The sequence below is a fragment of the Pseudomonas wenzhouensis genome (genome assembly GCF_021029445.1).
GTDB classification, from domain to species: domain Bacteria; phylum Pseudomonadota; class Gammaproteobacteria; order Pseudomonadales; family Pseudomonadaceae; genus Aquipseudomonas; species Aquipseudomonas wenzhouensis.
This window is the reverse complement of record NZ_CP072610.1, coordinates 590,716-614,808: the sequence shown is the minus strand read 5'-3', so window position 1 is coordinate 614,808 and position 24,093 is coordinate 590,716. Positions and strand designations below refer to the sequence as shown.

At 60.1% G+C, this 24,093-nt stretch carries 19 protein-coding genes; 7 read left to right on the top strand and 12 right to left on the bottom strand.

Annotated elements, in window-relative coordinates; all coding sequences use genetic code 11:
• Positions 1 to 11: 11 nt before the first annotated feature.
• The 6 genes from selO (at position 12) to J7655_RS02825 (ending at position 6,858) form a co-directional block, all read left to right on the top strand.
• Positions 12 to 1,475: a protein adenylyltransferase SelO gene (gene selO, locus J7655_RS02850; protein ID WP_230926479.1), complete on the top strand. Its 1,464-nt coding sequence runs from the start codon at positions 12 to 14 to the stop codon at positions 1,473 to 1,475.
• A gap of 161 nt (positions 1,476 to 1,636) precedes the next feature.
• On the top strand, positions 1,637 to 3,427 hold the full coding sequence (locus tag J7655_RS02845) for an SLC13 family permease (protein WP_230926478.1): 1,791 nt from the start codon (positions 1,637 to 1,639) through the stop codon (positions 3,425 to 3,427).
• A 124-nt stretch (positions 3,428 to 3,551) separates the two neighbouring features.
• Positions 3,552 to 4,829 (top strand): bifunctional O-acetylhomoserine aminocarboxypropyltransferase/cysteine synthase, encoded by a 1,278-nt coding sequence (locus tag J7655_RS02840; protein ID WP_230926477.1) that lies wholly within the window; start codon positions 3,552 to 3,554, stop codon positions 4,827 to 4,829.
• A 59-nt stretch (positions 4,830 to 4,888) separates the two neighbouring features.
• A complete protein-coding gene (trxC, locus tag J7655_RS02835; protein WP_230926476.1) occupies positions 4,889 to 5,323 on the top strand; it encodes a thioredoxin TrxC in 435 nt (144 codons plus the stop codon).
• A gap of 172 nt (positions 5,324 to 5,495) precedes the next feature.
• Positions 5,496 to 5,939, top strand: a complete 444-nt coding sequence (locus tag J7655_RS02830; RefSeq protein WP_230926475.1) for a PaaI family thioesterase — start codon at positions 5,496 to 5,498, stop codon at positions 5,937 to 5,939.
• 121 nt (positions 5,940 to 6,060) lie between these two features.
• Positions 6,061 to 6,858 (top strand): universal stress protein, encoded by a 798-nt coding sequence (locus J7655_RS02825; RefSeq protein WP_230926474.1) that lies wholly within the window; start codon positions 6,061 to 6,063, stop codon positions 6,856 to 6,858.
• Positions 6,859 to 6,911: 53 nt separating this feature from the next.
• Here the strand turns inward: J7655_RS02825 and J7655_RS02820 are convergent, their stop codons facing one another.
• The gene (locus J7655_RS02820; RefSeq protein WP_230926473.1) at positions 6,912 to 7,682 is read right to left on the bottom strand and encodes a ParA family protein; all 771 of its coding nucleotides are present in this window, start codon (positions 7,680 to 7,682) and stop codon (positions 6,912 to 6,914) included.
• A gap of 208 nt (positions 7,683 to 7,890) precedes the next feature.
• Between J7655_RS02820 and J7655_RS02815 the strand changes: the two genes are divergently transcribed.
• A complete protein-coding gene (locus J7655_RS02815) occupies positions 7,891 to 8,250 on the top strand; it encodes a hypothetical protein (RefSeq protein ID WP_230926472.1) in 360 nt (119 codons plus the stop codon).
• Positions 8,251 to 8,404: 154 nt separating this feature from the next.
• On the opposite strand, the gene hemE is transcribed toward J7655_RS02815, so the two are convergent.
• From hemE to J7655_RS02760, 11 genes are all read right to left on the bottom strand, one after another.
• On the bottom strand, positions 8,405 to 9,472 hold the full coding sequence (gene hemE / locus J7655_RS02810) for a uroporphyrinogen decarboxylase (RefSeq protein ID WP_230926471.1): 1,068 nt from the start codon (positions 9,470 to 9,472) through the stop codon (positions 8,405 to 8,407).
• 119 nt (positions 9,473 to 9,591) lie between these two features.
• Complete coding sequence (locus J7655_RS02805) at positions 9,592 to 11,010, bottom strand: FAD-dependent oxidoreductase (RefSeq protein ID WP_230926470.1); 1,419 nt, start codon at positions 11,008 to 11,010, stop codon at positions 9,592 to 9,594.
• A gap of 34 nt (positions 11,011 to 11,044) precedes the next feature.
• The gene (gene gltB / locus J7655_RS02800) at positions 11,045 to 15,493 is read right to left on the bottom strand and encodes a glutamate synthase large subunit (protein ID WP_230926469.1); all 4,449 of its coding nucleotides are present in this window, start codon (positions 15,491 to 15,493) and stop codon (positions 11,045 to 11,047) included.
• Positions 15,494 to 15,731: 238 nt separating this feature from the next.
• Positions 15,732 to 17,303 (bottom strand): SPOR domain-containing protein, encoded by a 1,572-nt coding sequence (locus J7655_RS02795; RefSeq protein ID WP_230926468.1) that lies wholly within the window; start codon positions 17,301 to 17,303, stop codon positions 15,732 to 15,734.
• 10 nt (positions 17,304 to 17,313) lie between these two features.
• Positions 17,314 to 18,417: a 3-dehydroquinate synthase gene (gene aroB, locus J7655_RS02790; protein ID WP_230926467.1), complete on the bottom strand. Its 1,104-nt coding sequence runs from the start codon at positions 18,415 to 18,417 to the stop codon at positions 17,314 to 17,316.
• Positions 18,418 to 18,468: 51 nt separating this feature from the next.
• Complete coding sequence (aroK, locus tag J7655_RS02785) at positions 18,469 to 18,987, bottom strand: shikimate kinase AroK (RefSeq protein WP_230926466.1); 519 nt, start codon at positions 18,985 to 18,987, stop codon at positions 18,469 to 18,471.
• 5 nt (positions 18,988 to 18,992) lie between these two features.
• Positions 18,993 to 21,113 (bottom strand): type IV pilus secretin PilQ, encoded by a 2,121-nt coding sequence (locus J7655_RS02780; protein WP_230926465.1) that lies wholly within the window; start codon positions 21,111 to 21,113, stop codon positions 18,993 to 18,995.
• A 54-nt stretch (positions 21,114 to 21,167) separates the two neighbouring features.
• Positions 21,168 to 21,692, bottom strand: coding sequence for a type 4a pilus biogenesis lipoprotein PilP (gene pilP / locus J7655_RS02775; protein ID WP_230926464.1), 525 nt, complete (start codon positions 21,690 to 21,692; stop codon positions 21,168 to 21,170).
• Positions 21,689 to 22,315: a type 4a pilus biogenesis protein PilO gene (gene pilO, locus J7655_RS02770; protein ID WP_230926463.1), complete on the bottom strand. Its 627-nt coding sequence runs from the start codon at positions 22,313 to 22,315 to the stop codon at positions 21,689 to 21,691. Before pilO ends, pilP begins: the two co-directional genes overlap by 4 nt.
• A complete protein-coding gene (locus J7655_RS02765; protein ID WP_230926462.1) occupies positions 22,312 to 22,887 on the bottom strand; it encodes a PilN domain-containing protein in 576 nt (191 codons plus the stop codon). The genes pilO and J7655_RS02765 overlap by 4 nt, the downstream gene beginning before the upstream one ends.
• The gene (locus J7655_RS02760) at positions 22,887 to 23,951 is read right to left on the bottom strand and encodes a pilus assembly protein PilM (protein WP_037004588.1); all 1,065 of its coding nucleotides are present in this window, start codon (positions 23,949 to 23,951) and stop codon (positions 22,887 to 22,889) included. Before J7655_RS02760 ends, J7655_RS02765 begins: the two co-directional genes overlap by 1 nt.
• Positions 23,952 to 24,093 lie beyond the last annotated feature (142 nt).

Below are 24,093 nucleotides of genomic sequence, written 5' to 3'. Positions count from 1 at the left end.
ACAAGCCCCTCATGAAAACCCTCGATACGCTGACCTTCGACAACCGTTTCGCCCGTCTTGGCGACGCCTTCTCCACCGAGGTATTGCCCGAGCCCATCGAGCAACCACGCCTGGTGGTAGCCAGCGCGTCGGCCCTGGCCCTGCTCGACCTGCAGCCAGGCGAGGCACAGCGCCCCGAGTTCGCCGAACTGTTCGCCGGACACAAGCTGTGGGAACAGGCAGAGCCACGTGCGATGGTCTATTCCGGGCACCAGTTCGGCGGCTACACCCCGCGCCTGGGCGATGGGCGCGGTCTGCTGCTGGGCGAGGTGCTCAACGAGTCTGGTGAGCACTGGGATCTGCACCTCAAAGGCGCCGGCATGACGCCCTATTCGCGCATGAGTGACGGCCGCGCAGTGCTGCGCTCATCGATCCGCGAATTTCTCGCCAGTGAACACCTGCATGCCCTCGGCATCCCCAGTTCACGCGCACTGTGCGTCACCGGCTCCGACACCCCGGTCTGGCGCGAGAAAAGGGAAAGCGCGGCGATGGTGCTGCGCCTGGCGCAAAGTCATGTGCGCTTCGGCCATTTCGAGTATTTCTACTACACGCGCCAGCACGAACACCTGAAAACCCTCGGTGAACACGTCATGGCCTGTCATTTCCCCCACTGCCTCGAGCAGGAGCAGCCCTGGCTGGCCCTGCTGCGCGAGGTGATCGAACGCACCGCCGCGATGATCGCCCACTGGCAGGCCTATGGTTTCTGTCATGGCGTGATGAACACCGACAACATGTCGATCCTCGGTATCACCTTCGACTACGGTCCCTACGCCTTCCTAGACGATTTCGATGCCAACCATATCTGCAATCACTCCGACGACACAGGGCGCTACAGCTTCAGCAACCAGGTGCCCATCGCCCACTGGAACCTCGCCGCCCTGGCCCAGGCGCTGACGCCCTTCGCCTCGGTGGATGCGCTGCGTGAAACGCTGGAGCTGTTCCTGCCGCTGTACCAGGCGCACTACCTCGACCTGATGCGCAAACGCCTGGGTTTCACCAGCGCCCGGGAGGATGACGACGCGCTGATCAAGCGCCTGCTGCAACTGATGCAGGCGGGCAGAACCACCGACTACAGCCTGTTCTTCCGCCGCCTCGGCGAACAGGCGCCGGCCGACGCGCTCCATCTGCTACGCGACGACTTCGTCGATCTGGCCGGCTTCGATGCCTGGGCTCAGGACTACCTGGCGCGGTGCGCACTGGACGGTGGCGAGCAGAACGAACGCCGGGCGCGCATGCACGCGGTCAACCCCAAATACATCCTGCGCAACTACCTGGCTCAGCAGGCCATCGAAGCCGCCGAGGCCGGCGACTATGACCCGGTGCGCGAACTGCACACGGTATTGTCACGCCCGTTCGACGAGCAACCTGGTAAGGAGCGCTATGCCGAACGCCCACCGGAGTGGGGCAAGCATCTCGAGATCAGCTGTTCGTCGTGAACCTCGCTGGCGCCCGGCGTTTATCTGTTAAACCGAAAAGGCATATCAATCTACCCAAACATTCTTAGACTATCTAAGAGAAGCGCTCTATCTTGGCGCCCTGCCAGGCCGCCCAGGTGCGTGCCCGATACCTCACACGAGATTCGACGCTAAGGATGCCCATGTCCTGGGACTCACTTCCCCTCCTGTTCGTCGGCGCCCTGCTGATCTGGGTGCTGTATGCCTTCGTCCGCGAGAAGTGGAGCCCGGACATCGTCGCGGCCATCGCCGTGGCCGCCTTGCTGGTCACCCAACTGCTGACACCGGGCGAAGTGCTCAGCGTGCTGTCGAACTCGGCGCCGGTGACCATCGCCTGCATGTTCGTACTTTCCGCCGCCCTGGAGCGCACCGGCTGCATCGATGCCCTCGGCAACTGGCTGGGCAACCTGGTCGGCACCAGCCCGATCCGTGTACTGACAGGGCTCACTGTCACCGCGCTGGTGGTATCCGCCTGCCTGAACAACACGCCGGTGGTGGCCATTCTGACCCCGGTGGCTATTGCCCTGGCCCGCCGCGCCGGTACGTTGCCCTCCAAGCTGCTGATCCCGCTGTCCTACGCCACCATCCTTGGCGGTACCCTGACCATGATCGGCACCTCCACCAACATCCTGGTCGACGGCGTCGCACGCAAGGCCGGCCTGGAGCCATTCGGCATCTTCGAGATCACCGGCGTGGGTCTGGTCATGGCCGCTTTCGGCATGCTCTATCTGCTGACCATCGGCCACCGCCTGCTGCCCGAGCGGGAAACCCTGTCACGCCAGTTGCGCCCGGATCTGGCGCGTACTTTCATGACCGAACTGCTGGTACCACACGACTCGCCGATGATCGGCAAGACCCTGCATGAGGCCAATCTCAACGGTGGCAGTGGCTTGCAGGTACTCAAGCTGTTCCGTGACGAACAGGAACTGACCGCACCCGGCGCCGACACCCTGCTGGCCAGCGGTGACCGCCTGATGCTGCACGGTCAGGTCAAGGATGTGGTGGAAATGCGCGAGAGCGGCCACCTGAGCTTCAACCGTGGCGACGCCTTCGAGACCATCAGCAGCCATGACGTGATCCTCGCCGAGGCCATCGTCGGGCGTAACTCGCGCTACAGCCACCGGCCGATGCGTGACCTCGACCTCACCGCGCGCTATGGCATCGCCGTGCTCGCCGTGCATCGTCAGGACGAAAACGTACAGGGCAACCTCGATGACTTCGAGCTGCAGTTCGGCGACGTGATGCTGGTTGAAGGCACGCCTGCACAGATCAAGCGCTTCGCCGACAACGGCGAGCTGATCAGCCTCAACGCCGTACAGGAGCGCGCCTTCCGCCGCGACAAGGCGCCCATCGCGATCATTGCCACCCTGGCCGTGATGCTACTGGCCGCCTTGGGCGTGATGCCCATCGAGGGCCTGGCGATCATCGGCGCCGTCACCGTGCTGGCCACCCGTTGCCTCGACGTCGAGGACGCTTACAAGTCCGTGGACTGGAAGATTCTAAGCCTGATCTTCGGCATGCTGGCCATCAGCATCGCCATGGACAAGGTCGGCCTGGTCAAACTGATGGTGGAAAACGTCATGAGCTGGCTGCCCTGGGCCGGACCGCTGCTGATGCTGAGCTTCATCTACCTGTTCACCTCGATCCTCACCGAGGTGCTGTCGAACAACGCGGTGGCCGTGTTGGTCACCCCCATCGCCATTGGTATGGCGCAGCATCTGGGGGTCGACCCACGCGCCTTCGTGGTCGCGGTGATGTTTGCTGCCAGCGCCAGCTTCGCCACCCCGATTGGCTACCAGACCAACACCTTCGTCTACAACGCCGGCGGCTACCGCTTCACTGACTTCATGAAAATCGGTATTCCGCTGAACCTGCTGCTATGGGGCGTCGCTACGGTGTTCATCCCCTGGTTCTTCCCGCTGACGCCAATCTGACGGCATAAGCGCCGAACACAATGTTCTAAACCAAGTCGCCTTTCATTGCCCGAACACATTGACCGAGCCTCGGTGCCTTCTCCATGCTGCGATCCTTTCAATCTGCCCTTGAAGGAACACGCGCATGAAATTGGAAACCCTGGCCATCCACGCCGGCTATAGCCCCGACCCGACCACCAAGGCGGTGGCGGTGCCGATCTACCAGACCAGCTCCTTCGCCTTCTACGACACCCAGCACGGTGCCGACCTGTTCGACCTGAAAGTCGCCGGCAACATCTATTCGCGCATCATGAACCCGACCAACGCCGTGCTCGAAGAGCGCGTGGCGGCGCTGGAAGGCGGCGTCGGCGCGCTGGCCGTGGCCTCCGGCATGGCCGCCATCACCTATGCCATCCAGACCGTGGCCGAGGCTGGCGACAACATCGTCTCGGTGGCCAAGCTCTACGGCGGCACCTACAACCTGCTCGCCCACACCCTGCCGCGTTTCGGCATCCAGACCAGCTTCGCCGCGCACGACGATATCGCCGCGCTCGAGGCGCTGATCGACGAGCGCACCAAGGCGGTGTTCTGCGAATCCATCGGCAACCCGGCCGGCAACATCGTCGACCTCGCAGCGCTGGCCGAAGCGGCGCATCGACATGGAGTGCCGCTGATCGTCGACAACACCGTGGCCACGCCGATTCTCTGCCGCCCCTTCGAACATGGTGCGGATATCGTCGTCCACTCGCTGACCAAATACATCGGTGGCCATGGCACCAGCATCGGCGGCATCGTGGTCGACTCCGGCAAATTCCCTTGGGCCGACAACAAGGCGCGCTTCCCGCTGCTCAACACGCCCGACCCGTCCTACCACGGCGTCACCTACACCGAAGCCTTCGGCCCTGCCGCCTTTATCGGCCGCTGCCGCGTGGTACCGCTGCGCAACACCGGCGCGGCGCTGTCGCCGTTCAATGCCTTCCTCATCCTGCAAGGTCTGGAAACCCTGGCCCTGCGCATGGAGCGGCACACCGAGAACGCGCTGAAGGTCGCGCAGTACCTGCAAGACCACCCGCAAGTGGCCTGGGTGAAATACGCCGGCCTGGCCGATCACCCTGAGCATGAACTGGCCCAGCGCTATTTCGGCGGCAAGCCGGCGGCGATCCTCTCCTTCGGCATCCAGGGCGGTCAGGAAGCCGGCGCGCGCTTCATCGATGCGCTGCAACTGGTGGTGCGCCTGGTCAACATCGGCGACGCCAAATCGCTGGCCTGCCATCCGGCCTCCACCACCCACCGTCAGCTCAGCGACGAGGAACTGCAGAAGGCCGGCGTACCACGCGACATGGTGCGCCTGTCCATCGGCATCGAACATATCGACGACATCCTCGCCGACCTGACCCAGGCACTCGAGGCCGCGCGCGGGTGATCGCTTGAAAAACCGCTGCTTCGGCTCCAGATAGGTATAACTGCCGCTGGAGCCGAATCATGAGCGATCCCCTACTGATCCCCTGCCCGCACTGCAGCGGGCTCAACCGCATTCCCGCCGAGCGTCTGGGCGACGCCCCACGCTGCGGGCGCTGCAAGAGTGAGGTACTGCCTGGCGCGCCCATAACCCTCACGCAAGCCAACTTCCCCAGCCAGCTCAAGGGCGACCTGTCGTTGCTGGTGGACGTCTGGGCCAGCTGGTGTGGCCCCTGCCAGGCCTTCGCGCCGACCTTCCAGCAGGCAGCCGGGCAGCTGCAAGGGCGCTGCCGACTGGGCAAACTGGACAGCGAAGCCAACCCCAACCTGGCCGGGCAACTGGGCATCCGCTCCATTCCCAGCCTGATCCTGTTCAAGGGAGGCGTCGAAGTCGCACGCCAGAGTGGCGCCATGCCGCTACCGCAACTGCAGGCGTGGCTGCGTCAGCAGGGCATCTAGCGTGCTTCTGTAGCCCGGATGCAATCCGGGGAAGCCGAGGTTCCAGGCATTCCCGGATTGCATCCGGGCTACGCCGCCTGAGCACTTCGGTCAGTCACGGCGGTCACTACGGTCAATTGCACGGCAACGCGCAACTCCTAGTCTGGCGGGACGCCCCCCAAGGAGTCACACCATGCCGCTACCTGTGGAAATCACCCGCCAACTCACCGAAGAACAGATCGCCTTCGTCAAACGCAGCGGCCTCAAGGCCGAGGTACTGGAGCCCGGCTTCGTACGCCTGCGCATGCCCCTGCAAGGCAATCAGAACCACATCGGCAGCATGTACGCCGGCGCCCTGTTCACCCTGGCGGAGATTCCGGGTGGCGCCCTGTTTCTGACCAGCTTCGATGCCCAGCGCTTCTATCCCGTCATCAAGGAAATGAACCTGCGCTTTCGCCGCCCGGCCACCGCCGACATTCAGGTCGAAGCGCGCCTGTCGCCCGAGCAAATCGCTCATCTGCAAGAGCAGACGAACCAGCAGGGCAAGGCCGAATATGCACTCGAACTGCAGCTGACCGACGGCAGCGGCGAAGTGGTCGCAGAAAGTCGCGGCCTGTACCAATTGCGTTTACGCTGAAGCACGTCGCTGACGGAGTCGCAATCGGTAACAGTCCCCTACCTTGTCACACGTCAAAAGAGCGGCTATCAGAACAGCCACAATAAAATTGCCGAGGGGTATCGGCAGGAGAGCCGTCACCATGTTCAAGCACATCCTTATCGCCCATGACCTGCGCGACACAGCCGATATGGCCCTGTGTCGCGCCAGTCAACTCGCCAAGCAACACGGCGCCCACCTGACCCTGCTGCACGTGCTGGATCCGAGCCAGAACAGCGGGCAACACGAAAAAGCGCGCCAGGCGCTGGATCGCAGCCTGACGCAATATGCACCACCGGGCACCGAACTGCGCATGCTCAGTGGCAAACCTTCCGAGGTCGTGCTGCAACAGGTGCAGGACAGCGGCTGCGACCTGCTGGTTTTAGGTGGCCATCAGCAGCGTCATGACTTCTTCTCCGGCACCAGCCTGGATCGTATCGCCCGCCGCTGCACCGTGCCCTTGCTGCTGGTCGCGCGTAACGATTTCAACCCTTATCAGCGAGCGCTGGCCGCCATCGACTTCTCCCTGTGCGCCTGCAGTGCGCTGGGCCAGGCTTACCACCTGCTACCCGGCGATGCCGAACTGCATGCCCTGCACGTTTTCGAGCCCGACAAGGGCACGCCGCAGGAAGTCGAGCTGCAATTGCAGACCCAGCGGAGCCTGATTGATCAGTTATTGCACGACGAAGCACAGAAACTGCCAGCAGGTGGTCCGAAACTGAGCCATGAAGTGCTACAAGGTGGCATCCTGCGCAGCCTGCAGGAGCAGATCAAGACACGTCGCGGCGAACTGCTGGTACTCGGCAGCCACGGCCGCAGCGCCTTCTCCCAAGCGCTGCTGGGCAGCCTGGCACAACACTTCCTGCACAAGGCGCCGTGCGACGTGTTCGTCGTGCGTTGAATCTCGCCGTGGTCTGCCTGAGGCGGCCACGGCGTTTGATCAGACTTAGCCGTTCAACTGGCGTTGAGCAGGTCGTGCAACTCGACGAATTGCTGCGTCAGCTTGTGCCGTGCATCGAGATGAATCAGCGGCGTGCACACCTGGTGCGATTCACGCATCTTCACCGAACTCATCAGATTCACCGGTAGTACCGGCAGCCCTTCGGCAATCAGCTCATCCAGCAACTGCTGCGGCAAGGTCGCGCGCGGCTGGAACTGGTTGACCACGATACCTTCCACCTCAAGTGTCTCGTTGTGATCCTCCTTGAGTTCCTCGATCTCGGCCAGCAGACCATACAGGGCGTTGCGCGAGAAGCTGTCACAGTCGAAGGGGATCAGCACACGATCCGCCGCGATCAGCGCAGAAACCGTATAGAAATTCAGCGCTGGCGGCGTATCCAGGTAGATATGGTCATAGTCTTCGGCCAGCTCGTCGAGTAGTTTGCGCAACTTGTTGATCTTGTGCTTCTGCTCAAGCTTGGGCTGCAACTCGGCCAGCTCGGCGGTGGCCGTAACCACATGCAGGTTATCGAACGGCGTCTCGTAAATATCCACCTTGCCCTTCTTGGCGAACGGGCCGGATGACAGCGTCTGCTTGAAGAAGTCGGCGATACCCATGGGAATTTCCTCGCCGGTCAGCCCAGTGAGGTAATGGGTCGAGTTGGCCTGAGCGTCGAGGTCGATCAGCAGGGTACGATAGCCCTGCGCCGCACTGACGGCCGCGAGATTGCAAGCAATGCTGGACTTGCCCACGCCGCCCTTCTGGTTGAACACCACACGTCGCATCGCACACCTCCCTGAGCCTGAGTGACCTTGGATTCTATGCAAAAAACCTGCGGATAAGCGATAAATCCAAAAAGCATGTTGTAGCTATTCGCCCCAAGCATGAAGGCAAAAGGCCAGCTCATCATGCTAAGCTCCGCTGCCACTTATTCTGGCAGACCAAAAACCCAGGACGCATGGGATTCTCACATGCTCAAAAATGGAAAGAGCTATGCAAAAAGCAGTTTTGGCAACATTTCTCGGAGCACTATTGATTTCTGGCTGCACCATTCGAGTAGCCGATCTGACAGTCGGTAGTACTAAGAACTACAACATCAACTCTGCAAAGTTCGTTAAGGGGCCACGAGTAGTTGGTGAGGACTCTTACCCTGTGATCTTGTTCCCCACAGGCATCCCGAACATGAAGACCGCAATCGACAAAGCAATCGAGAAAGACAAATGCGCAGTTGGGCTGAGCGACCTAGTTATTAGCCAGCTAAACCACTCATTTATCATCGGTTCGATAGGTATTCGTGCCGAGGGTAATCTGATCATCGACGCGAGTCAGCCAGGCTGCACCGGACGTAGCTGAGTAGTCGCCGGAGCCCGAGATGAAAAGCACGTAGGAATGAAAGCCGTGATCACATGGGATCACGGCGACCATCTAGAAAGAGCACTGCTCCTGCAACTGCCCTATATTCGACTAACGAAAACTGCATGCCACGGCGGAAAACCTTAAACATGCATTACGCATGATACTGCGCCGACAACTCGTGCACGGCCTCGAAAAAGGCTGCCGCGTTGGCGGGGTCGACTTCCGGGGTGATGCCGTGACCAAGGTTGAACACGTGACCGCTGCCGGCACCATAGGCCGCCAGAATGCGCGCCACCTCGGCACGGATCGCTGCCGGCTTGGCATAGAGCACCGCCGGATCCATGTTGCCTTGCAGGGCGACCTTGTCACCGACACGAGCGCGAGCGCTGCCAATGTCGCATGTCCAGTCCAGGCCCAGCGCCTCGGCACCACTGCCGGCCAGGGACTCGAGCCACAGACCACCACCCTTGGTGAACAGGATCACTGGCACACGACGCCCGTCGTGCTCGCGGATCAGACCGTCGACGATCTTCTTCATGTAGGCCAGGGAGAATTCCTGATAGGCCGCCGCTGACAGCGCGCCGCCCCAGGAATCGAAGATCTGCACCGCCTGCGCACCCGCCAGAATCTGCCCGTTGAGGTAGGCCGTGACCGACTGCGCCAGCTTGTCGAGCAGCGCGTGCAAGGTCTGCGGATTGTCGTAGAGCATGGCCTTGGTCTTGCGGAAGTCCTTCGACGAACCGCCTTCGACCATGTAGGTGGCCAGCGTCCACGGACTGCCGGAGAAGCCGATCAGCGGCACCCGGCCGTTCAACTCGCGGCGGATGGTGCGCACGGCGTCCATCACGTAGCCCAGATCCTCCTCGGCATCGGTGACCGGCAGCGCCTCGACATCGGCCAGGTTGCTGATCACCTTCTTGAAGCGCGGACCTTCACCCGTCTCGAAGTACAGGCCCTGACCCATGGCATCGGGAATGGTGAGGATGTCGGAGAACAGGATCGCCGCATCCAGTTGCGGGTAACGATCCAGCGGCTGGATAGTGACCTCACAGGCCAGCTCCGGGTTCTTCATCAGGCTCACGAAGTCGCCGGCCTTGGCCCGGGTCGCACGGTACTCCGGCAGATAGCGGCCGGCCTGGCGCATCATCCAGATCGGCGTGACATCCACGGGTTGCTTGAGCAGGGCACGCAGGAAACGGTCGTTCTTCAGGGCGGTCATGGCAGAGTCCTAGAAAAAAGTTCGGGCATTTTCGCAGACCGCAAAACAAAAGGCACGGCGGGTGCCGTGCCTTTTGTCCATCGGGTCAATTTGTCGCGGGCAAGCCACGACGCAATCGATCAGACGCCCAGATAATCCAAGATGCCTTCGGCGGCGTTGCGGCCTTCGAAGATCGCCGTCACCACCAGGTCTGAACCACGCACCATGTCGCCACCGGCGAAGATCTTCGGGTTGCTGGTCTGGTGCTTGAACTGCGACTGTTCGGGCGCCACGACGCGGCCCTGGCTGTCGGTCTGGATCTCGAACTGCTCGAACCAGGGCGCCGGGCTCGGACGGAAGCCGAAGGCGATCAGCACGGCTTCTGCCGGGATGACTTCCTCGGAGCCCGGGATCGGCTCGGGGCTGCGGCGGCCACGGGCATCCGGTTCGCCGAGACGGGTCTCGACCACCTTGATGCCTTCTACCTTGCCGTCGCCGACGATAGCGATGGGCTGGCGGTTGAAGAGGAACTTCACGCCCTCTTCCTTGGCGTTCTTCACTTCCTTGCGCGAGCCCGGCATGTTCTCTTCGTCACGGCGATAGGCGCAGGTCACGGCCTTGGCGCCCTGACGGATCGAGGTGCGGTTGCAGTCCATCGCGGTGTCGCCACCACCCAGCACCACGACGCGCTTGCCCTTCATGTCGATGAAGTCTTCCGGAGACTTCTCGAAACCGAGGTTGCGGTTGACGTTGGCGATGAGGAAGTCCAGCGCGTCATAGACGCCCGGCAGATCCTCACCCGGGAAGCCGCCCTTCATGTAGGTGTAGGTGCCCATGCCCATAAATACGGCATCGTACTCATCCAGCAGTTGCTGCATGGTCACGTCCTTGCCGATCTCGGTGTTCAGGCGGAACTCGATGCCCATGCCTGTGAAGACTTCACGGCGGCGGCTGAGCACGGTTTTCTCCAGCTTGAACTCGGGGATACCGAAGGTCAGCAGACCACCGATTTCCGGGTTCTTGTCGAACACCACCGGGTTCACGCCGTTGCGCACCAGCACGTCGGCGCAGCCGAGGCCGGCCGGGCCGGCGCCGATCACCGCGACACGCTTGCCGGTCGGTTTGACCTTGGACATGTCCGGGCGCCAGCCCATGGCGAACGCCGTGTCGGTGATGTACTTCTCCACCGAACCGATGGTCACCGCGCCGAAGCCGTCATTGAGGGTGCAGGCACCTTCGCAGAGGCGATCCTGCGGGCACACGCGGCCGCAGACTTCCGGCAGGGTGTTGGTCTGGTGCGAGAGCTCGGCGGCAGCCAGGATGTTGCCTTCCGACACCAGCTTGAGCCAGTTGGGAATGAAGTTGTGCACCGGGCACTTCCACTCGCAATACGGGTTGCCGCAGCCCAGGCAGCGATGCGCCTGGTCTGCAGCTTGCGCCGGCTTGAAGTTGTCGTAGATCTCGACGAATTCCTTCTTGCGCTGACGCAGCAGTTTCTTCTTCGGGTCTTTGCGCCCGACTTCGATGAACTGGAAGTCATTATTCAGACGTTCAGTCATTGCATTACCTCATCAAACCACTTCAGGCGCATTCTTATTGCGGGTTGGCACGGGTGCTGGACAACAGCGACTTCAGACTGGCCGCTTTCGGTTTCACCAGCCAGAACTTGCGCAGGTAATCGTCCAGGTTCTCCAGCAGGTTTTGGCCCCACTCGCTACCGGTTTCCTCGACATACTCGGCGAGCACGCTTTCCAGGTGGCTGCGATAGGCCTCCATCGCTTCATTGTTGATGCGTTGGATTTCCACCAGCTCGTGGTTGACGCGGTCGTAGAAGCCGTTGTCCAGGTCGAGCACGTAGGCGAAACCGCCGGTCATGCCCGAGCCGAAGTTGTAGCCGGTCTTGCCCAGTACGCAGACGAAACCGCCAGTCATGTACTCACAGCAGTGGTCGCCAGTGCCTTCCACCACGGCATGGGCGCCGGAGTTGCGCACGGCGAAACGCTCACCCGCAGTACCAGTGGCGAACAGCTTGCCGCCAGTGGCGCCGTACAGGCAGGTGTTGCCGATGATGGCGCTGTCCTCGGTGGCGAACGGGCTACCGGCAGGCGGGGTGATGACGATCTTGCCGCCGGTCATGCCCTTGCCGACGTAGTCGTTGGCATCGCCTTCCAGACGCAGGTGCAGACCACCGGCGTTCCACACGCCGAAGCTCTGCCCGGCAGTGCCCTTGAAGCGGAAGGTGATCGGCGCGTCGTTCATGCCCTGGTTGCCGTGCACGCGGGCGATCTCGCCGGAAATACGCGCGCCGATGGAGCGGTCGCAGTTGCCGATGTTCAGCTCGAACTCACCACCGGCCTTGCCGGCGATGGCGTCCTTGGCCATGTCCACCATCTTCTCGGCCAGCAGGCCTTCGTCGAACGGCGGGTTCTTCGGCACCTGGCAGAACTGCGGCTTATCAGCCGGGATATGCGCGCTGGCCAGCAGCGGCGACAGATCCAGGTTGCCCTGCTTGGCGGTTTCGCCCGGCAGCACTTCGAGCAGGTCGGTACGCCCGATCAGCTCTTCCAGGCTTCGCACGCCCAGCTTGGCCAGCCACTCGCGGGTTTCCTCGGCGACGTAGGTGAAGAAGTTCATCACCATCTCGACGGTGCCGATGAAGTGATCCTTGCGCAGCTTGTCGTTCTGCGTGGCCACGCCGGTGGCGCAGTTGTTCAGGTGGCAGATGCGCAGGTATTTGCAGCCCAGGGCCACCATCGGCGCAGTACCGAAGCCGAAGCTCTCGGCGCCGAGGATGGCCGCCTTGATCACGTCCAGGCCGGTTTTCAGACCACCGTCGGTCTGCACCCGCACCTTGCCGCGCAGGTCGTTGCCGCGCAGAGTCTGGTGGGTTTCGGCCAGGCCCAGCTCCCAGGGCGCGCCGGCGTAGCGGATGGAAGTCAGCGGCGATGCGCCGGTACCGCCGTCGTAACCGGAAATGGTGATCAGGTCGGCGTAGGCCTTGGCCACACCAGCTGCAATGGTGCCGACACCGGCTTCCGCCACCAGTTTGACCGACACCAGCGCCTTCGGGTTGACCTGCTTGAGGTCATAGATCAGCTGCGCCAGGTCTTCGATCGAGTAGATATCGTGGTGCGGCGGCGGCGAGATCAGGGTCACGCCCGGCACCGCGTAGCGCAGCTTGGCGATCAGACCGTTGACCTTGCCGCCCGGCAGCTGGCCGCCCTCACCGGGCTTGGCACCCTGGGCCACCTTGATCTGCAGCACTTCGGCGTTGACCAGGTATTCCGGGGTCACGCCAAAGCGGCCGGTGGCCACCTGCTTGATCTTCGAGCTCTTGATGGTGCCGTAGCGGGCCGGGTCTTCGCCGCCCTCACCGGAGTTGGAGCGACCACCCAGGCGGTTCATCGCCTCGGCCAGCGCCTCGTGCGCCTCCGGCGACAGCGCGCCGAGGGAGATGCCGGCGGCGTCGAAGCGCTTGAAGATCGACTGCAGCGGCTCGACTTCGTCGAGACTGATCGGCGTGGCGGATTCCTTGACCTTGAGCAGGTCGCGGATCATCGACACCGGACGGGTGTCGACCAGCGTCGAGTATGCCTTGTACTTCTCGTAATTGCCCTGCTGCACGGCTTCCTGCAGCGTGCGCACCACGTCCGGGTTGTAGGCGTGGTATTCGCCGCCGTAGACGAACTTGAGCAAGCCGCCCTGCTGGATCGCCTTGCGGTTGTTCCAGGCCTCCTGGGACAGCAGCTTCTGCTCGCTTTCGATGTCGACGAAACGCGCGCCCTGGATGCGGCTGGCCACACCCCGGAAGCACAGTTCGGTGACTTCGTCAGCCAGACCGACCGCCTCGAACAGTTGCGCACCGCGGTAGGAGGCGACCGTGGAGATGCCCATCTTCGACAGGATCTTCAGCAGGCCTTTGGAGATGCCCTTGCGGTAGTACTTGAACACTTCGTACAGATCGCCCAGCACTTCGCCGGTGCGAATCAGGTCGCCCAGCACTTCGTAGGCCAGGAACGGGTACACCGCCGAGGCGCCGAAGCCCAGCAGCACGGCGTAGTGGTGCGGGTCACGCGCGGTGGCGGTTTCCACCAGGATGTTGCAGTCGCAACGCAGACCTTTCTCGGTCAGGCGGTGATGCACTGCACCCGTGACCAGCGCGGCATGGGCCGGCAGCTTGCCCGGGGCGATGTGACGGTCGGTCAGTACCAGCAGCACCTTGCCGGCACGCACGGCTTCCTCGGCCTGGTCGGCCATGTTGCGTACGGCAGCTTCCAGACCCAGCGACTCGTCGTAGTTCATGTCGATGACATGACGGTCGAAGCCCGGGCGATCCAGGTTCATCAGCGCGCGCCACTTGGCCGGCGAGATCACCGGGCTGCTGAGGATCACGCGGGTGGCGTGCTCCGGCGACTCGCTGAAGATGTTGCGCTCGGCGCCCAGGCAGATTTCCAGGGACATGACGATCGCTTCGCGCAGCGGGTCGATCGGCGGGTTGGTGACCTGCGCGAACTGCTGGCGGAAGTAATCGTAGGGCGAACGCACGCGCTGGCTGAGCACGGCCATCGGCGTGTCATCACCCATGGAGCCCACGGCTTCCTGCCCCTGCTCACCGAGCGGGCGCAGCACCTGGTCACGCTCCTCGAAGGTGACCTGGAACATCTTCATGTACTGCTTGAGCTGGTCCGGGTCGTAGAAGGGCGAACCATGGTCGCGGTCTTCCAGCGTCGCCTTGATGCGCTGGGCATGCTTGCGCAGCCACAGTTTGTAGGGATGACGAGACTTCAGGCGGCTGTCGATGGACTCGGTGTCCAGCACCTGGCCGGTTTCGGTATCGACAGCAAGGATCTGCCCCGGGCCGACACGGCCCTTGGCGATGACGTCCTCGGGCTGGTAGTCCCACACGCCGATTTCCGAGGCCAGGGTGATGTAGCCGTTCTTGGTGGTGACCCAACGCGCCGGGCGCAGACCGTTACGGTCGAGCAGGCACACGGCATGGCGGCCATCGGTCAGTACCACGCCGGCCGGGCCATCCCAGGGCTCCATGTGCATGGAGTTGTATTCGTAGAACGCGCGCAGGTCGGCGTCCATGGTCTCGACGTTCTGCCAGGCCGGCGGAATGATCATGCGCAGGCCACGGAACAGGTCGATACCGCCGGTGACCATCAGCTCGAGCATATTGTCCATGCTCGAGGAGTCGGAGCCGACGCGGTTGACCAGCGGGCCCAGCTCGTCGAGATCAGGGATCAGCTCGTTGGCGAACTTGGTGCGGCGAGCCTGCGCCCAGTTGCGGTTGCCGGTGATGGTGTTGATCTCGCCGTTGTGCGCGAGGAAGCGAAACGGCTGCGCCAGCGGCCACTTCGGCAGGGTGTTGGTGGAGAAGCGCTGGTGGAAGACCGCGATGGCGCTCTGCAGGCGCTCGTCACCCAGATCCGGGTAGAACTGCTGCAGGTCCGCCGGCATCATCAGACCTTTGTAGATGATGGTCTTGTGCGAGAAGCTGCAGATGTAGTGATCGCTGTCGTCGGCATTGGCCACCGACGAGCGACGGCGGGCGCTGAACAGCTTGATGGCGAACTCCTGGTCGCTCAGGCCTTCACCGCCGATGAACACCTGCTCGATCTGCGGCAGACGCTCCAGCGCCAACTGGCCAAGCACGCTGGTGTCGATCGGCACCTTGCGCCAACCGACCAGCTGCAGACCTGCCGCGAGGATTTCGCGGTTCATGTTCTCGCGCGCGGCTTCGGCCTTGGCCGAATCCTGATTGAAGAACACCATGCCCACGGCATATTGCCCAGGCAGTTCGACGCCGAATTGCTCCCGGGCAACAGCGCGCAGGAATTGATCGGGCTTCTGGATCAGCAGGCCGCAGCCATCACCGGTCTTGCCGTCGGCGTTGATACCGCCGCGGTGAGTCATGCAGGTGAGGGCCTCAATAGCGGTCTTGAGCAGGTGATGACTAGGCTCACCTTGCATGTGGGCGATCAAGCCGAAGCCGCAGTTATCCTTGAACTCATCAGGACGGTACAAACCTGCTTTCATAAGGGGGACTCTCACCAGGCTGCCTAGACTTCAGGCAAATTACTTTCTAATTCAATTGCTTAAACCCGAATAACAGGCACGGGCGTGCTTTGCATGGGCAAAAGGGAGGTCATTGTACATATCCACCCATGGCGTCACAAATTTCCGTGACGAAGGGGTGAATATTTATGTCGCAAAAACGAAGGATAAGACCGCAAGGTCGTGCTAACGACCAGGCGGTCATCTTGAGACAGAGCGCTTAGCGGCTCATTTCCTGCTGAATGCTACCCAGCGTACGAGGCCAGGGCTTGCCCGCCTGCAGCTTGGCGGGCAGGGTTTTCACCGCTGCCTGAGCGGCGTCGCGACTGGAGAAGCTACCATAGGTCAGCACGTACAGCGGCTGCCCTTGATGGACTTTCTTGAAGTAGCGGTACTCGCTGCCCCCTTCACGCACCAGCGCCTGAATATTGGCCTCCGAACGCGATCCAAGTACCTGCAAGGCATAGCGGGACGCTGGCTGCTGCGCATACCAGTTGGTCGCCGCAGCACCTGAGGCTACAGCCTGAGCGGGTGCAGGCTTAGGCGCAGGCGCTGGTTTAGCGGCCGCCGGTGCGGGTTTTGCCGCAACAGGCTCAGGCTGCTTCACAGGTGCAGGTGCAGGTGCAGGTGCAGGTGCAGGTGCAGGTGCAGGTGCAGCAGTTATTGGCGCAGGCGGCGGCGTGACTGTCGAGGGCTCAGGCATAGCCGGCGGCTCAAAGTTATCCAGCGCTTCCCCGGCAGCCTCAGCCAGAGGCTGGCGAATCACGGCTTGCGACTCCCCCACCAGCGGCAGAGGCAGTGGTTGACTGGTGCCGGCAAACTCGATAGCTGGCGCACGCCCCTTCTCTGCAGGAGCTTGCGCAGGCTCCTGAACCTCGGCGGCGGGCGCGGATGATTGCAAAGGCAACGACGAACTGCTAACCACCGGCGCAGTCGAGGCCGACTCACGCCCCTGCATCATCCAGGCAGCGGCGACGCCAACCAGGACGACAGCCAACGCCAACAGGTGCTTTTTCGGTAAGTTAAAACCGCCACCAACGCCGCGACCGGCAGCACGCTGCGCAAGCATTTGCTCGACCAGCAGCTCACGCGCTTCCTGATTGATCGCTCCAGGCCACCCCTGAGCGCGCGCATGGATATCTTCGACCTGCTCATCAGATAACAGATCAATACCCTGACCAGCGCCCTCGAGCCGCTGCGTCAGGTAGTCACGCGTTTCATCTTCGGTATAGGGCTGCAGCTCGATGGCGTGGTAACACTCCTCGCCACCCGCCAGCGCCTCCAGACGCGCCAGGAGTCCCTGCTCGGCAAACAGGAAAATATGCGGACGCCCGTCTGCATTGCCAGCAGCCAGCTCCAGAACGCATTTCAAGGCAGCGTCATCCAGCTGATCGGCATCATCGACGAGCAGATAAACCTCCTGTCCGGTCAGCGCCAGCTGTGCAACCTGCGCCAGTACCGAGCGCACGTCGACCTGAGCGATCGCCAACCCCTGAGCCACCTGACGCAGCAGCGCGTCAGCCGTGGTCGCAACCTGTGCAACGACGATGCTCTGCACGGCCTGCTTGTTGGTACTGGCAACCAGCGCCTGACGCAGCAAGGTCTTGCCACTGCCCTCAGGGCCGACCACAGCCAGCAACAGCTGACTGTAACGCGCAAGATGATGCAATTGCCCAAGCACCGGCTTGCGCTGCGCCGGAAAAAACTTGAAGCCAGGTACTCGCGGCGCAAAAGGGTCGTGACTGAACTGGTAATGCGCCAGAAAAGCTTCGTCAGCATGCAAACTGGTCATGGATCACTCTTCAAGAGTTGGACGACTGAGCCAACGCGACGTAGTCGCTACGCAGCGTGGCGTCGAGAATTTCACGCGGGTAGTCGGCGGTCACCACCGCCTCTCCCAGATGTTTAAGCAGGACGAGGCGCATCTGGCCGTCGAGCACCTTCTTGTCCACCGCCATATGCTCAAGGAAGCGCTCGGGCGTCATGTCCCGTGGCGGCACCACCGGCAATCCCGCAGCCTGCAACAGACGCACACCGCGATCACGCTCTGGCGCAGACAACCAACCAAGGCGGTGAGACATTTCCAGTGCCATCACCGTTCCAGCGGCAACCGCTTCGCCATGCAACCACACGCCGTAGCCCTGCTCGGTCTCGATGGCATGCCCGAAGGTATGACCGAGATTGAGCGTGGCACGCACGCCAGACTCACGCTCGTCAGCCCCCACTACGCGGGCCTTGGCTGCACAGGAGCGCTCGATGGCATAAGTCAGCGCAGCACCATCGAGCGCACGCAGGGCCGGCATATTTTCCTCAAGCCAGGCCAGGAAGGGCTCATCGCAAATCAACCCGTACTTGATGACCTCGGCCAACCCAGCGGAAAGCTCGCGCTCCGGCAGGGTGCGCAGACTGGCCGTATCAATCAACACGGCCTTGGGTTGATAGAACGCGCCGACCATGTTCTTGCCCAGCGGATGATTGATCCCCGTCTTGCCTCCCACCGAGGAATCCACCTGAGACAACAACGTCGTCGGTACCTGGATGAAATCCACACCTCGCTGGTAACAGGCAGCAGCAAAGCCCGCCATGTCGCCGATGACACCGCCACCCAGAGCGATAATTGTCGTGCGCCGATCATGCCTGGCCGTCAGCAGGCCATCGAAAATCAGCTGCAGCGTTTCCCAGCTCTTGAACACCTCGCCATCCGGCAGCACGATCGAGGCGACCTTGAAACCTTCAAGGGATCGCATCAGCGTTTCGAGATACAGAGGCGCTACGGTCTCATTGGTGACCACCGCCACCTGCCTTCCGCCGATATGGCGCGTGAGCAACTCAGGATCCGCCAGGAGACCCGCGCCGATATAGATGGGATAACTGCGCTCGCCAAGTTCAACGTGAAGAGTCTGCATGAGGCCCCCAGAATAAAAAGGCCACTAGGATAGCGCAGTTCGCCCCACGCTTTAACGGGGCGACAAGGCTTCCAGACGCGCAAGAATTTCCTGCACCACCATGCGCGGCGGACGCTCGTCAGTCTCGATGATGATATCGGCAACCTCGCGGTAGAGAGGATCACGCGTGGCCATCAGATCCCTGAGCACTTGCGCCGGATTGGCCGTGCGCAACAACGGCCGATTGCGATCACGCGAGGTGCGATCAATCTGCTGCTCTACGGAGGTGTGCAAATACACGACTCGCCCTCCCGCATGCAGAGCCTGACGATTCTCTGGACGCATCACCGCCCCACCGCCAGTGGCCAGCACCAGACCGTCCTGCTGCGACAGCTCTGAAATTACTGCTTGCTCCCGCTCACGAAAGCCCTGCTCACCCTCGACATCGAAGATCCAGGGAATATCAGCACCGGTACGCTGCTCGATCTCCTTGTCGGAGTCTTTGAAAGGCACGCGCAGTTCTTTGGCAAGCAAACGCCCGATGGTGCTTTTTCCAGCTCCCATCGGGCCAACGAGGATTACATTCCGCACTTAGGTCATCGGTTCACGGCAATGGCTTGGTTGTTCATGATGCGCGGAGTCAGGAATACAAGCAATTCCGCCTTTCTATCCTGAACCAGATCACGCTTGAACACCCGACCGATAAAGGGCAGATCACCCAAAAATGGCACCTTATCCACCGACTTGGACTGGGTATTGGAATACACGCCACCGATCACGATGGTCTCGCCATCAGCAACCAAAACCTTGGCATTGACCTCGTTCTTGCTGATGGCCGGGATACCGCCTGTGGACGAAGCGACGGAGAAGTCCGGAGCATCCTTGGTGACTTTGACCTCCATCAACACACGGTTGTCTGGCGTAATTTGCGGCGTAACCTCAAGCGACAACGCAGCCTCCTTAAAAGAGGTGCTGGTTGCACCACTTGAGCTCGCTTCCTGATAAGGCACTTCGGTCCCTTTGAGGATCTTTGCGGTTTCCTTGTCGGAGGTCACAACTTTAGGCTGAGATACAACCTCACCAGAGCCGGATTTTTCCATGGCACTGAGCTGCATATCGAGAATGACGTTATTGGTAACAAAGCCAATGCCAATACCCGAAGTGCTTCCAGCGACACCAAGATCAACAAAAGGACTATTCAGCGGAGTTTCACGGATGCCAGGGAAGCGACCGACCTGCTGCCCATCATCACTCTCTTCAACGCCGAGATTGCCGTTCTTGCCCCAAGCATTCCACTTATCACCCGACCAGAAGTTCCCCCCCCAGCGAACCCCCAGAGCCTTGTCATAGTCGACGTTCGCTTCGACAATGCGAGCTTCAATCATCACCTGACGAACCGGGATATCCAGTTGGGTGACAATACGGCGGAGCTCGTCGATATGCTCCTGAGTCAGGGTCACGATCAGACTGTTGGTGCGGTCATCGAAAATTACCGAGCCACGCATATCGTCCTTCAAGGTGCCCGAGGAACCCTCCTCGTAGAGCTTGGCGATGTCGGATGCTTTCGCGTAGTTGAGCTGAATGATGTCCTTGCGAAGCGGCGCCAACTCGGCAACCTGTTTCTGCACAGCCAACTCCTGCTGCTCACGGGCGGCAATTTCATCAGCCGGAGCAACCATCAAAACATTACCGACCTTACGCTGATCAAGCCCCTTGGTCTTGAGTACCAGATCCAGTGCCTGATCCCACGGCACGTTTTGGAGGCGTAGAGTGATATTGCCGCGAACAGTATCACTGGCAACCAGGTTCAGATCCGTAAAATCGGCGATCAACTGCAAGACCGAACGAACATCAATGTCCTGAAAGTTCAGGGAGAGTTTCTCACCTGTATAGGTAAAACGGTCTGCGTTACGCCGAACCGCATCCTCTTCGGTGAGAGGCTTGACGCTGATGGTCAGCTTGTTGTCTGCCTGGTACACCAGGTAGTCATAAAGTCCGGTAGGTTCCACCACGATGCTTGCACGATCAGCTGAAGCACTGGCATTGACGAACTGTACTGGTGTAGCGAAATCCTTTACGTCCAAACGCACGCGCAACGACTCGGGCAACTGCGTCTTGGGAAAATCAATACGGATCTTCCCGCCCTGCTCTTGAACATCTGGACTGATTTTGGGGTCGGACAGAGAAATTACGATATTACCCTCCCCTTGCTCGCCACGCTGAAAATCGATGTCACTAACCGAGCGAACACCTGTAACAGCGCGAGCAGTGGGTGCTGGAACAACGGTAACAGGACTCGCCGGGGCAGAAGCCCTGACAGATGAAACAGTGGATGCAGGGCCGTCACCAACGACGACGAACAGATTATTGCCATCGACGCGGGTTGTATAAGGCGCAAGGTTAGTCAGGTTGACGATCAACCGTGTGCGATCCTTCGCCTCAACGACAGTGAGGCTGCGCGCATTACCCATACCTATTTCACGATTCTTGCTACCCAAACGACTGGATACGCCCGGTAAATCTAGAGCGATGCGAGCGGGCTGCTCAATGGTATAACCTCGAGGCTCAGAAACAGGTTCATCAAAAGTCAATTTCAACTCGACACGATCACCTGGCAAAGCGGCAACATCCACACTATTTAGGCTAGCAGCCAACAACGCCGGCGACATTAAAAGAGCCGCTACAGAAAGACCGAGCCGCGAGAACGAGTTGTTCATTACATGTTTCCGCTGTGCAGACTGAAAATTATTTTTCATATATGTTCCCGCCAGTTAAGAGCGCTCTTTCAGCGTTAGGCTTCGCGGCCTTTCAAGCCAACCTTGATCACCGTCCGGTACTATTTCGACCACGTCAATCTTGGCTTCATCTACAGCGACTACGCGCCCGTGATTTCGCCCTAAATAGTCACCCACCTTGATTCGGTGAACCCCTCCGGCACCACTTACAAGCGCGAAAAAGCCACTTTCATTCGAAAGACTTCCCACCATTTCGAACACTTCAATATTAAAACCCTCGAGGAACTGTTTGACCCTGCTTTCATCAGGACGCACTTCCGGAGAACCCTTGCCGCGACTCACTGTGTCAACCTTAACCGGCGGTTGAAAAGGGCTACGTAAAGAAGCAGCGCTGTAGGTAAAAGCCTCATACGCAGGCACCTTTGGCAATGGCTCGATCGCTCCTTTAGGCCTGGATCGAGCCTCATCCATAAATGCTTGCAAATCCGAGAAATCACCATCACTGCAACCAGCCACCCCTGCAGAGCAGCACACCAGGAAAAACAGCTTAAATAATTTCATTTTTCCAGCCCCTTATCGTTATAACGATAAGTCTTTGCAAGAACCGTCATTCGCAAAGTTGAGGAAGAACCATCTTTATCAACGGGTTTCAGCTCGAAATCATGCAGGGTAACAATGCGAGGCAGGCTAGCAACACCGCTAACGAAAGTGGCCAGATCATGATAACCACCGACCACGGACATCTGAATTGGCAGCTCGATGTAAAACTGCTGCGCCACCTCAGGGAGTAACTTGATTTCCTCAAACTCCAAACCACTACCGAGCCCGGTACGCGTAATGTCCTCAAGCAAGCCAGGCACTTCTGTATCACTAGGCAACTGCCTCAATAGGGCACCGAAAGAAACTTCCATTTCTTTCATCTGTTCCTTGTAGGCCTCAAGGTTAGCCGCCTGAGATGCCTTATTGGAGAACTGCTGCTTCAGGCTATCTTCTTCCAATGTAACGCGCTCAAGCTCAGCCTGGAGATCGCTTAGGTGAAAGTAATACCCTGCCCCCAGTACGACCAAGAAAAACAATGCAAAGACAACTGCCTTCACTGCCCCAGGCCAAGAGCCAACATTATTAAAATCCAGATCGTTCAGATCAAATTTTCGTAGACTTTCAATGGATTCAGCCAGACTCATTTCTTATTACCCTCAACTTCTTCAAGTGCAGGCTGAGTCTGCTGAACACTCAACTGAAAGACATTTGCCTGATCCAGTGCACCTGCCGTTGTGGCTTTTACCTGAGTCAGGTTAGGCGCACTCAGCCATTCAGAGCCATCCAAGTTACGCATGAGATTGGACACTCGGTTATTCGACTCTGCAGCCCCCAGAATATCAATTTTCTTACCGACCATCTTCACACTGGAAAAATACACGCCATCAGGCAGCGTTCGAACCAGCTGATCGAATACGCGCCCAATGATTGGCCGATTACCCTGAAGATCTTGAATAATCTTCATCCGCTCCAGTAATTGCTGACGACGCGTTTTCAACTCACTGATTTCTTTGATGCGTGCATCAAGAACCGCAATTTCTCTTTTTATGAACTCATTACGCGCATTTTGCTGTTCAATAGCACCATTGAGCAGTTGATCGCCCAGAAAAACAAAGCCAGCCGCCACAACGAGCACACCGACCAGCGTAACCAGAAACCGCTGCTTGCGCTCTTCACGCAGCTGCTCACGCCAGGGAAGTAGGTTAATCCGCGCCATCAGTCGAAACTCCTCATCGCCAGACCACAGGCAATCATCAGTGCCGGCGCATCACTGGCCAGTGCACCGGCATTGACCTTGCTGCTGAGCGCCATATCGGCAAAGGGATTAGCCACCAGGGTCTGCGTACCGATTTTTTGCTGGATCAACCGATCGAGATCAGGAATCGATGCAGTGCCGCCGGCAAGGAGGATGTAGTCGACATCGTTGAACTGCCCAGCAGCAAAGAAGAACTGCAGCGAACGGGAAACCTGCTGAACAACAGCTTCTTTGAACGGCTGCAACACTTCGCTGTCGTAGTCATCCGGAAGACCGCCTTGCTTCTTGGCAAGTCCAGCTTCTTCCACGGACAGACCGTAGCGACGTTGGATTTCCTCGGTCAGTTGCTTGCCGCCGAAGAGTTGCTCGCGGGTATAGATGGTTCGGCCGTTGTGCAGGACGCTCAACGTAGTCATGGTCGCACCGATATCCACGACCGCGACCGTCAACTCGTCGTGACCAGCACCCAGCTGCGCCTCCAGCAGACCGTAGGCACGCTCGAGAGCGTATGCCTCGACGTCAACCACTTTGGCAGTCAGGCCTGCGAGCGCCAGGGCAGCCTCACGAACCTCGACGTTTTCCTTGCGGCATGCCGCCAGTAAAACCTCGACACGCTCGGGATTACGCGGCGCCGGCCCCTGCACCTCGAAATCGATGGCCACTTCTTCCAGCGGATAGGGAATGTACTGATCCGCCTCGATCTTCAGCTGGTTTTCCAGATCATCCTCGGAAAGCCCAGCTTCCATTTCGATGGTTTTGGTGATGACGGCCGAACCGGCAACGGCAACGGCCGCGGTCTTGACACCGCTCTTGGCCTTGGCCAAAACGCGAGAAAGCGCCTGACCGACCCCCTCCAACTCGGCAATGTTCTTCTCGACCACTGCATTGGGCGGAAGTGGCTCGACGGCATAGGCCTCTACCTTGTAGCGGCTTCCCGAGCGACTCAGTTCGAGGAGCTTGACCGAAGTCGAGCTGATATCGATCCCCAGCAGCGTATTCGCTTTCTTAGTGAAGAGCCCTAGCACGACCGTTTTCCTATTAGCATCCGCAACTTACGGACTATTTATGTTTTTCCACATTAAATATCAGTCTTGACAGAAGCGCAAATGGCTCCACGGGAAAAAAACCGCTTATAATGTGAACAGCTTTTCCCTTTTCGCCTCGACT